7 protein-coding genes and 1 pseudogene are annotated in these 11,027 nt (G+C 45.3%); 3 read left to right on the top strand and 5 right to left on the bottom strand.

The window, feature by feature from the left end:
- From FIV46_RS18465 to FIV46_RS09525, 3 genes and pseudogenes are all read right to left on the bottom strand, one after another.
- Positions 1 to 219, bottom strand: a 219-nt coding sequence (locus tag FIV46_RS18465) for a PAS domain-containing protein (protein ID WP_425458935.1), incomplete at its 3' end; no start/stop codon positions are given.
- Positions 220 to 795: 576 nt separating this feature from the next.
- Positions 796 to 1,686: pseudogene (locus FIV46_RS09535) on the bottom strand (nucleotidyl transferase AbiEii/AbiGii toxin family protein).
- Positions 1,686 to 2,411 (bottom strand): DUF6088 family protein, encoded by a 726-nt coding sequence (locus tag FIV46_RS09525; RefSeq protein ID WP_139940696.1) that lies wholly within the window; start codon positions 2,409 to 2,411, stop codon positions 1,686 to 1,688. The pseudogene FIV46_RS09535 and the gene FIV46_RS09525 overlap by 1 nt, the downstream one beginning before the upstream one ends.
- Positions 2,412 to 2,895: 484 nt before the next feature.
- Here FIV46_RS09525 and FIV46_RS18460 point away from each other — a divergent pair, with 484 nt between their 5' ends.
- The 3 genes from FIV46_RS18460 (at position 2,896) to FIV46_RS09510 (ending at position 6,926) form a co-directional block, all read left to right on the top strand.
- Complete coding sequence (locus FIV46_RS18460) at positions 2,896 to 3,210, top strand: hypothetical protein (protein WP_181163165.1); 315 nt, start codon at positions 2,896 to 2,898, stop codon at positions 3,208 to 3,210.
- A 421-nt stretch (positions 3,211 to 3,631) separates the two neighbouring features.
- Positions 3,632 to 5,458, top strand: a complete 1,827-nt coding sequence (locus FIV46_RS09515) for a hypothetical protein (RefSeq protein ID WP_139940695.1) — start codon at positions 3,632 to 3,634, stop codon at positions 5,456 to 5,458.
- 823 nt (positions 5,459 to 6,281) lie between these two features.
- Complete coding sequence (locus tag FIV46_RS09510; protein WP_139940700.1) at positions 6,282 to 6,926, top strand: sugar transferase; 645 nt, start codon at positions 6,282 to 6,284, stop codon at positions 6,924 to 6,926.
- Positions 6,927 to 7,194: 268 nt separating this feature from the next.
- On the opposite strand, the gene FIV46_RS09505 is transcribed toward FIV46_RS09510, so the two are convergent.
- Positions 7,195 to 9,234 (bottom strand): TonB-dependent receptor, encoded by a 2,040-nt coding sequence (locus tag FIV46_RS09505; protein ID WP_219846056.1) that lies wholly within the window; start codon positions 9,232 to 9,234, stop codon positions 7,195 to 7,197.
- Between the two features lie 715 nt (positions 9,235 to 9,949).
- The gene (locus FIV46_RS09500) at positions 9,950 to 10,960 is read right to left on the bottom strand and encodes a helix-turn-helix transcriptional regulator (RefSeq protein ID WP_139940693.1); all 1,011 of its coding nucleotides are present in this window, start codon (positions 10,958 to 10,960) and stop codon (positions 9,950 to 9,952) included.
- Between the last annotated feature and the right edge of the window lie 67 nt (positions 10,961 to 11,027).

Here is an 11,027-nt window from a genome sequence, read left to right as displayed (position 1 = left end):
CAAGGCTTGTACTGTTTCCGATCCAAGCAGCCGGATCAGATACCGACCTGTAGCTTGCTCTACATTCACCATGAGGATATGTTTCAACACATTTGGCACCTCTGTCGGCTCGAAATCCTTCCGGCGTGGCATAGATCGAGTGCCCCTAATCTTGTTCCAATATTGAAACAGCTCCTTATGAACATCGTGTTTAAGATCTGAAAACTCTACGGGATACATAAACATAAAAACACTCCCCCACTCAGACGCCCCACCATTCCCAACACAATATGTGCTAGTTATGCGAGACTGTTATACATCATAGTTATGTATGTGACTTTTTAACTCAATTTAATACAGAAATCTACTGTTGTTAGATCACAAAGGGCACTTTTATTTAGTAAATAATTTACTTTAGGTGTATTATTATGGCCATCTTATATAAAATAAGACGAAATATTCGCGTGATAGAAGCGTGATAGAAGAAAGTGCATCCTGTAGTAACATTGAGCTAGTCCCTGGAAATTGGACAGTGACATAAGCTGCAGAAAAGTGTTTTCTGGTCTCAATTATGGAGACCACCGATGTCAAAAAGAAAACAGTATAATTCGAGTTTTAGACAATTGGATTACTTGGCAAGGGGGACTGCAAAAATGAACGAAAGATTTGAAATTGAAGAAATAGACGTAACTTTTGCCTCATTGATGTTGAAGTAGCCCGAAGTGTTTCCCTCTTCTCTCGCGAACCCCTTTGATAAGCTATAACGATCCTCGAGTGACCTGAATAGTTGCTGCTATCTCATTCATATGTGGGAGGTCACGATATACAAGACTTCTGAAATTCAGTGTTGTAAATTGCCTCAATAGATGGACGCCAATCTTCGAAATTTGAAAATAAGGGTGCTTCACCCAGCGGAATATCAAACAGCGGGGCTGTATCTTCAAAAAGAACACGCTCATCAGCGATACAACTTTCACATAAGCTCGCAAAATCCTCTGAGCCTAAAAAGTCGCTATGTTCAACCTCTCTTAGAATGAGGCAAATATCATAAAGGTGGCGAATGCGCTTGGATAGCTGGGCGGCGGGGTCATCGTGATAGCTATCTTTTACAGCTCCTAATATCTTCTCGACAAGCGTTCTCCGCACGGAGAGAACCAATACGGGGAAGGGGACTAGATCAAATTGTTTGATCAAATCATCCCGATCACTCGTAGCGAGCATTTCAGCGACAAGAGTTTGTAGCTGCATTTCGTTTGCGGGTTCTGGATTCGTGAAATTATTCACTTCTACAAGAAGATCGTTACTCGCCTGGCCATACTCACCACCCGCACCGTAACGCGGATAGGCATAGACCGTTTTCCTGTATTTCTCGCCTTTTTTAATACGCTCATCTTCAATGGCTTCCAGCCCTTCAGAGACCGTTGTTTCAATCTTCTTCAAAAGCTTCGTTTACTGACCCCGTGATCTCCCTTCGGAGAAGATTGCCAGATCTATATCTTCTGAGAAACGGTCAATGAGACGATAGGCTTTGGAGAGGGATGTACCGCCTTTAAAAACGGCATCTCGCGCGTAGTCAGACTCTGACAAGTTTTTAAGCGCCTTCGTCACCCAATAGTCTTTTTCAACATGAACCTCAGGCAGGCCGATATGTTGGGCCGTGGCCACAATCAGTTCTTGAAACGCTTCTTCATCTTCATGGAGTTTCATTAATAGATGTTCCAGTCTTTTGCATCTGGCCACTTATTCTCATCTAGATGAAGCTTATAAGTTGTTGTTGGGTTTAGATAGCTCTTGAGCTCTTGCTTCCACTTCTTTGCAACACCCTCTAGCAACAAACCAATAAGCGCCCAAACTTGAGGGTTATAATAATCCTCTGCAAATTCGATGAGCTTCTTCTTTTCAGTCCGCTTAAGGCTGTTGAGCTTCTTCTTCATGATCATCAGGGATGTATCAAGGTCTGAATCTGACACCTTCTTAATATCCTTCAGTACATCTAGATACTGAAGATAGAGCACATTCTTCTCGGAAATGGGAGCGCGCGTAGGGATTGTTTTGATCCTGATCGTGCCAAAGTCTCTAATCTGTTTTCCGCCGGCATAAGCAATCGTAATCGTGCTCGGCATCTGCGTGGTTAAGCCGAGCTGATTATATAAAGCGAGACCTGTGATATAGCCTTTACGCTTGCCTGACTTATACAAAACAGATTTAATAAGATCGTTATCGGTTGGCTTGGCTTTTCCAAGAATCCCCTTTTTAGGAACATAGAACTTACCTTTGGAAAAGCGTTCGAGTTTTCTCTCAGCGACAAGACGACTAAAGGCCTTAATCACTGCGGAAGAAGATTCAGCATATGCAGGAACGGCCTGATAGTCAAAAATCTGACCAGCAGGATATCTTTCAACAAATTTCTCAACTTCTTTTGCAATACTCATTTCTTGCTCCTTACTTTATCGATATAAGCATATTCATAAAAATGTTTCAAGTTTTTAGAGGTAAAAACATGACAAATTCATGTTTGGAGCCTAATTAAGAAAACCACTTTCTGTAAGAAGTTGTTCAACCAGCTAAGGGATCGATAGGGGCATTTATGTTTAGAAAAATGGGGTTTCCATACCACTGATTGAAGATTGGTTCAACTCAAAGCACTACTCATAAATAGGCATGTATAATGGGGGCGAATAGTTGCATATCTTTGGGAATATTCTGCTTGGGAGAAAGACAACGCGACATTTCCTCACGCTCATATGTTCAGCGTTTATCATCCTTGTGTCCGTAAGAGGGGTGATAGTACTATGAAAAGCTGGATAATCGCTCTGGCAGTATGTTTCACTCCTGCGACTGCATTTGCCGGTGAGACCAACAACCAAGCTTCCCTCACAGACAAGGATATCCGCCAGATCCTGATCCGGCAGTCCCATGCGAGTTACCCTGGGAATTGCCCCTGTCCTTACAGCCGGGTCGTTGATAGCAGCCTCTGCGGTAAGAGAAGCGCTTATTCAAGGCCAGGCGGCTATGCGCCCCTTTGTCAAGCTGTGTGTAGCAGCCGAAATACCCAAGGCAGGCGGCAAAATAGATACCCTTGCGGCATCCACACCTAAGAAGGCCGGAGAGGATCAAGGTTGTGATGCCGTGTTTTTTATACGGAATAAAGACAATCTTCTACCCAATAAGGAAGCCTGTATTGCATTCGAAAACTGGAAGTGCAGAAATGGCTTAGGTGATGTTTATTGAGAGTATTCAGATGACGACTATCTAGAGATCACAGACTTGCTCTATGAAGCAGGTCACTTGATTGACCTAGCGATCAATTCAGGGGCCAACGGGGATTTCTTGCGTGTGTTGTAGGGCCGGGCGTTACGTAGTTCCCCGAGCGTGCAGAGCAGTTTGTTGAAAAGTTGAGGAAGCATTAAAATGTGACACTTGGGACTTTAGGTGACGGCGAATAAATTCATGATTGCCATCAAATTCATTGGACAACACATACTGATGGGGCAAGGTCACAGTTGAAACACTTTAGTTTCCTCTTAAAACATGAATATGATCTCACCCCCTTAATTAATTTCAACTGAAGTAGTCGACTACTACAGTTTCGGGTATCAACATACGATAGTCCTTTATTCGGAGTAAAAATGTCTAAGAGTAGTGAACGCGAATGAAAGCAAAACTAAAACTCTTGGCAGCAGTCGGAACAGTTACACTTGGAGCCTGGATCTATTACGATTTTGTTGACACAGATTCCACACGCGAAGCTGTCAAGAAACAGGTCGAACCGTTTGTTATCGTCGAAGACGGCACTTTCGAGAAAACCGTCGACAATCTCCTCAAAAAACCTGAGGAAAAAGACAGTGAGCCGATTGCCCCTGTTGACAAAAATGGCACGGTTATACCAATCCGCAAATCCGCTCTGATACCGCAAGGACCGCTCTACGACAAAGAGGCTCCCTCGCCTGTTTTCCCGAAAGACAGCAAAGCTGTTAAGGCCATCACTCTTGACGATGCGCTGGCTGCCGCAATTGACGGATCCGATGAAGCACTCCAGCTCTTGCAGGACTTTTTTGACAAAAAGGACGGCGTTCCGGAGGAGATCGGGGAACGTGCCTCAGAAATGCTGAGCGCACTGGGCAAGATGCCGCTGGATAGTGCAGCACTTGAACAGGCAGCGCGGAGAGTCATTGACGCAGCGGCACGCTCCGCCACTTCTGCTTATGCCATGCCCTTTACCTCTCTGTCTGATTTCGGCCTGACGGCCGGGGATTACGGTTGGGACTTTGGTCCCGACGGCAAAACGCCGCATCGCGGCTTTATGCGTGTTGGCCCGAAAAGCAACCTGATCAGCGGCAAAGGCTTGGTCGCCTTGGAAGCCAGCCCTGAGAATGATTTCATCAAGGACGGTGTTCTCAATGTGAATAAATTCGGCACCACAGATGTGGAAGCTGGTACTTACCGCCTGTATGTGGTCACCACAACCCTCCCCTCTGGAGGCAGGCTGGCTTATCCCTTTGGCCGAAAATTCGGCTTTAACGGCAATGAACTCCGGGTTGTTGATGTCGGCGCCGGCAGCAGCAAGCGTCAGGCAAAACTAACTTCCCGCGGTATCGTGCTTGAAAGCCGTCCGGGCGAAATGGATGGCGAAACACCTCTGGTTCCCGTAACGTTCGGCAAAGAAGGAGAGCCAGAAGGTTGGCTAATCACTTCCCTGATCCAGACCAATGGCGAACCGGTACGTCTCTCTTTTGAAAAACTTGGCAACGAAGAAACCTATATCGTCAGCATTGTCATCAGTCCGACGAGCCTGGAGGAATTTGAAAACCAGCTCAATGAGCAATTGCTGGCCTTCCTGAATGATGTCGCTCCGGCCGCTGGTGGTCCGGGTCATACAAGACCGTTTGGTAATGACTTTACCGCCAAGACCATCGCACAATTCTTTACCAATCCCAATACCCGTTCCGGCCTTGGCTCTAACGCCAGTCCGGTCGAGGCCTTTAGCAGCGGAGGTGGTGTTAGAGTTATCGTAATAGATACAGATACGGCTGCCAGTACGGGTGATTATAAACTTGAGGCAAATGCGATTCCAGAGCAGACTATCTACCTGGGCGATGATTTTGACCTTAACGGTTGCGGTTCAACCCTGAACGAAATCTCCCTGTGTGACCTGTTTGCCGGGCGGCAGGAAAACGAGCTTCTTCTGCAACAGGTAGAACCGGAATTGTTCGATATCCGCTGGATTCTAGACGGTGAAGAACTGAATATCGGCGACAGCAGCAATCCACTTGTTCTGAGTGATGTGATCAAGGACAATCCGGAGCTGTTTATGGGCGCTGGCAGCTATGAAATCGTGCTTAGCATCGTTTATGAAGATGGTCTGTCTGACACATATGAAATGATTTTGCATATTATAAGGATTTCTTTACCTCCGACGCTTTCACTGGCTATTATCGGACTGTTACTGATTATTCGCCGCAAAAATCTGAATAAATAGACAACGCATCAAATAAGCAGGGGCAAATCATTGCGCTGAGGAGTCATCATCAGAACTATCTTGGTTGCTACGTTCATCATTTCCGGTGTCATCACCTTTTGGTGCCGCCGAGATTCAGATCGGCACCCTGGATCTCGGTGGCGGAGCTCTGCCTATTTAGTTGGCGATGAGAGTCTCATTGCCGAAAGCGATCTTTGATCACCAGGTCGCGAAGGTAGTTCTTGTTGAAGGAGACAAGCATGCCATTACCCCAAGGCTTTCCTTGCCTGCTTTTTTTGAGACAAGTTCATGCAGGCTGAGTTTTTTGAAGTGGAAGGAGAGTTCAAGTAACACAGTATGCTTCAAGCCAAAATGTATCCTATATCAAAGGCAAAACTGTTCTACAAACAGGGAATTACTTGCTGGCGGCTTCCCGATAATCATGACGAAGAACCTGAAGATAGAGAAACTTGGGAAGGGCGGCAAAGTGGGTGAGAGAGAAGAGCTGCCGAGGACATGCGTTTTCTGTGATTGGTCTTCCATACTCATAGGTATTTGCTTCTTTCTGGCGTAGAGAATTGTCCAATTTCGTAGTTTGCAATTCTTGATGCTTGGGAAATGAGGTGTAAAATTTACACACTGCTGTGTTGTCAATGAAACAGGCAAAATGTGGGAGCTTGAATTTAGCGGCAACAATCAAACCGAGGGAAAAACACCACTAGGACCCGAGGCTGCAGAAAGTTAGCAACTTCTACTATATTTCAACTTCTGAAATTTGAAGATTGCAGAACTATGATTGTAATGAGGTAACCCAATTACTACTTGGAAGACAGGGGTGGATGTGTTGCGGGGTTCAGCGTATAGAAGATATGGAAAAAGATTCCTTGATCTAATCGGGGCCGTCTTGCTTTCAGTTACCTTTTTTCCAGTGTTGTTGCTTGTCGCGATTGTTGTTCGGATCAAGCTGGGATCTCCTATTTTCTTCAAGCAGGAACGACTTGGTTTGGACGGTGTTACATTTGTAATATACAAATTTCGTACCATGACAGATGAGCGGGACGAAAAGGGTCATTTGCTGGAAGAGCAGCACCGTTTAACCCGGTTAGGCAGATTTTTGCGAGATTGGAGCATTGATGAATATCCTCAACTCTGGAATGTTATGCGTGGAGATATGGCACTGATCGGTCCACGGCCATTAATCGCAGAATATGCCACTCGGTATTCTAGTGAACAGATGCGTCGTCATGAAGTCAGACCAGGCATTAGTGGTTGGGCTCAGGTTAATGGGCGTAACGCCATAAGTTGGGAGCAAAAATTTATTCTAGATGTCTGGTATGTCGATCATTACAGCTTTCTTGTGGACTTGAAAATTCTCTTTTTAACTTGGTTGGTGGTTCTGAAGCGAACAGGTATATCGCATGGGAACCATGTTACTATGCCAAAGTGGAAGCGCCGCACGGAGACAGAATTTGGGGAAGAATTATGGTAGCTGGATACGGGCGCAGAAGAATGGCGAAGATTAATTCACGGAGTATCGCAGTAGAATGCAATTGCTTGCTGTCGATCCAATGTTTGATAGAATTTTCTTTGTCTCCTATTGGGGCCCGTCATTGTCATCAGTTCTTTAACTATGCAGTCAATCGAGTTGAATAGAGGGAGTATTCACTTGCCCTCAGAGGGCGTTATACCGGGAAAAACTCTAATATATCCATTTAGGATTGACCTTAACTCTGCTTCCACTTTCCTTTCAGGCTTGTCTACAACTTGAATGCTAGGGTCAGCTGGTACATGCGAGGTTCGCCGAAGTTGATCTGGCGACGAGGAAATAGAGTAGTACCTGGACTGATATCCATAGCATTACTAAGATATCTTTGGTCCAATAGATTCTGCGCCGATGCACTCAGCACCCAGCGACTATCCTCGCTTTCAAGGGATGCATAAAGATTCAGCAGCCCGTATGCTCCCTGTGAGGTTCCCTCATGATTGAAAACCGAAAAATAGACTTTATCTTGCCATGTATACTCAACACGCAGTGTAGCTGTCAGATCATCGTTCAGGGAGTGGGAATATTCTCCTGACATTGATACTTTGAATTCAGGTGATCGCGGTAACATATTGCCGGAGAGGTTCTGGATGTTAAGACCGGTGGCAGGGTTGGTTTTTCCCAATTCTGGAAAGATTGTGTCAGCTGTTCTTAATTCCGTTAGTTTTGCATTCAAGTAAGAACCGGCAAAATCAAGACGGAAATTATCGGTCACAAGGGCATTTATTTCGATTTCAATTCCCTTTATTTCTGCCTTTCCGGCGTTGAGAACCGTTGGCAAGAAGCTGCCGTCGAGGCCAAAAACATGTTGCTGGATTCCTGTGTAGTCTGCATAGAAGGCGGCAGCCGACATAAAGATCCGGTTGTCAAAAAGTTTCAATTTGCTTCCTACTTCATAACTCCAGACGGTTTCCGGTTGGTAGGGGCCAAAGGTCAACTGGAATGTGTTGAATCCGCCTGATTTAAAACCTTTTGAGATGCTGCCATACAGCGTTATCATTTCTGTTGCTGTATAATCTACAGCAAACCGGGGAGTCCAGGCGCTGAAGGAAGCGTTTTCATCACGACGCGTAATTGCTTCCTTTGTACTTTTCCAATCGTAAGTGTAGCGAACGCCGGCCGAGAGTTGAAACTTATCGGTTAGCTGATATCTAAGTTGTGCATATGCGGAGTAGGATGACAGGTTATTTTCTGGAGTATCAATAAAAAGTCCGGGAGCTAGTCCTAGAACAAGCTCAGACACAAAGTGTATTGGTTCTCTGGCATTCTGGCGTAAGTAAAGTCCCCCCATTATAAGGTCCAGTCTATCGGTTAGATTTGTTGACAGGGTTAACTCTTGTGATAATTGCCAGACGTCGTAGTTTAATTCGGGAAATTGTGTAACGCTGAGGCGAGTTCCATCTGTATCCAGAGAGTTTTTGTCGTTCAGGTCAATATAGGAGGTGGTGGAGAGCAATGAGATAGATGGAGAGATTGCCCACCTCAAACCCAGGGAACTATAAACTTGTTTCTTGTTTCCTGAACTGATTTGATCAGCTTCAAGAATGAGTTTGTCCGGGTCAACTTCCTTAACTCCATAAAATTCTCCCAGAGAAGGTACGTCAGGCCGGATACGTCCCAGTTCGAAAGTTCCCTGTTTCACAGAGTTGTCAGTTATTATGCCAACTATCAGCGTCGTCTCCAGGGTATCCGACAGGTTTGTTTCCAATATTCCGCGTAATTGTATCCTGTCTTTTGTGGCGATGTCTTTGTTGAGAAAACTGTTATGCAACCATCCGTCGGCCCGGTCGCTTTTGATCGCCAGGCGGCCTCGAACCTTGTTATGCAAAATCGGTCCGCTAATATATCCTTCCAGTCCGATATGATTATAGTTACCAAGTGAAAGTTTTGCACCGGCTTCAAACTCATTCGTTGGGCGTTTCGAGTAAATGTTGATTGCTCCACCAGTAGCATTCCGGCCATTGACCGTTCCTTGAGGTCCACGAAGGATCTCCACATGCTCCACGTCCAGAAAGTCAATGTCATAAAAGTTGGGACTGGACAGAGGAACTCCGTCCTGATTAACAGTCACACCCGGTTCGGCGCCGATGTTGAGAAGTTCGGCGCCGATCCCGCGAATAGAAATTATGTTGGCACCAGAATTCTTGGAAAATTGTATGCTGGATACAATAGTACGCAGTTCCTGAAGGCTATCCACACCCGATCTGAATAAATGGTCACTTTGCAGTGCGGTTACTGCGAAGGGTGTGGCCATGACGCCTTCCTCGAGTTTGTCAACTGTAACTACTATTTCTTCAAGTTCTATGGCGTGCCGTTTTCGATGATCCGCATGAGATTCCTCGCTGAGCACTGCAAGAGCATTCTCCTCATAATGCGCTTCAGTAAAAGATATGGCGCACGTGCCAGTGCAGGATGGGAGAGGGTGTGTTATCGCTCTTTTCCTTGCATGACCGACTATCGGCGTAGCCGTTGAAGAGAAGTCAGTAGACCTATCAATGCAGGACCGCGCCCTGTTTGACTCGATCGCCGGAATAGACTGATGGCCTGTTCGAGCAAGGGAGGGGAAATCATCCACTATTGTGAACTTGTTAAATGATCTCTCCACGCGTTGTGTACAAGCTTTATACTTCAGAGTGTAAAGCGAGTAAGACTCCGATGCATGTAAATGCAAAGACCCTATGAAAATGGCAACTGCTGCCAAACTGAACGAAAATATACAAATCACTTTTACTTCCCCCTTCTCTGAAGCATTTTTGTTGATACAAAGGTGTAAAATTCCGCCCCATGTGCGAGTAACACTCACTCTTAATGAGGTCTAAAGATGACGGCGCTTTACTCGGATTTGGTTTCAGGACGGATTTTATATTGGGTGATGTGAACGCATGAGATATTTCAATTCGCTTTGTTGGAAATCTGACTGCAAGTAGCAAGTTTTCTCTAGTTGCAAGGCCGTAAGTTTCACCCTATTGCTATCTTAAAGTGCCGGGAGAGTATCCGAACTTTTTCGTGAACGCGTTGATAAAATGGTTCACATGAGAGTATCCCAACCGGGCGGACAGAACCTTCATAGGGAGTGGTGTCTGTGCAAGTGCAATATGTGCTTCATTTAGTCTGCGATCATTAAAATAGCTATAAATTGGTTGACCGTAAGTTTGCTTAAATTGCTCATTCAAGGTTTTAGCTGACGTGTGGTATTTTTGGGCCAATTCAGTAAGGCTGGGAATTTTCCCCTCACAATTGATTAATTCCGCATGCAGCTCCCGTACGACGTCATCAGCTTGGTGAATATCGCAGTTTTGGTCGAACCGGGAGAGAAGGAAACTCCCCAGTATGCATAGGTATTCCAAAATATGGCTCTGAACAAATAACTTCTTCATATCCCCCCGAACATCCCCGCTTATACTCTTGTAGAGTACATTGGATATATGTTGAGGAATAAGCATCGATCGCGCTTCAGGGGCTCTGGAAAGCTGTAATGCATGGAGTAGTTTCTGAGTTAGGGGCTTACCGATCAAGGCTTCAAGATTCGCTTTTTCCATTTTCAAGACTGTTACGGAAATGGTCTCATTTGTACTTAGAACTGGTATAAAATCCAGTTGTCTCACAAAGTGGAAAAGGTTTCTCGATGTGTCAAAATGTAACGTTTTGTCGACACTTTTCTCTTCCACTTTGATGGAACCGGAGTTGGCGGCTTGAATGACTAGAGCAGGGGCTTCAAAGGCGGTCTGGACTCTGGCTAAAGGGATACTTTCCTGCTGGATTGAAGGATCAAATGTATGTATGCCACGCGTGATCGCCAATCCGGCACTGAGATTTAACACTTCGATGTGTGTTTCTACCAGGCCGCCTTCCATCGTAACATTATGTATCTCAACATCTTCAGCTTGCCCCGACTTTATACCGTCGTGATCTGTTTCGATCAGCCACTCTGCTGTGCAACTTTTTATAGTGGGCTGAACAGTTCTTTCAGACGTTTCCATTTTCCCCTCCCGGTCATTATGGAGTTTGCGCTACTTAAGAACCCTGAATTTACTTTCCTATAATTTG

The organism is Emcibacter nanhaiensis (assembly GCF_006385175.1).
GTDB classification, from domain to species: domain Bacteria; phylum Pseudomonadota; class Alphaproteobacteria; order Sphingomonadales; family Emcibacteraceae; genus Emcibacter; species Emcibacter nanhaiensis.
The sequence above is the reverse complement of the archived record's forward strand: the minus strand, read 5'-3'. Positions and strand labels throughout refer to the sequence as shown.

Excerpts from the sequence above, each read along its gene's own strand:
- FIV46_RS09505 (WP_219846056.1), bottom strand. The coding sequence starts at position 9,234 with ATGGCCACACCCTTCGCAGTAACCGCACTGCAAAGTGACCATTTATTC.
- FIV46_RS09500 (WP_139940693.1), bottom strand. The coding sequence starts at position 10,960 with ATGGAAACGTCTGAAAGAACTGTTCAGCCCACTATAAAAAGTTGCACA.
- FIV46_RS09515 (WP_139940695.1), top strand. The coding sequence starts at position 3,632 with ATGAAAGCAAAACTAAAACTCTTGGCAGCAGTCGGAACAGTTACACTT.
- FIV46_RS09525 (WP_139940696.1), bottom strand. The coding sequence starts at position 2,411 with ATGAGTATTGCAAAAGAAGTTGAGAAATTTGTTGAAAGATATCCTGCT.
- FIV46_RS18460 (WP_181163165.1), top strand. The coding sequence starts at position 2,896 with ATGCGAGTTACCCTGGGAATTGCCCCTGTCCTTACAGCCGGGTCGTTG.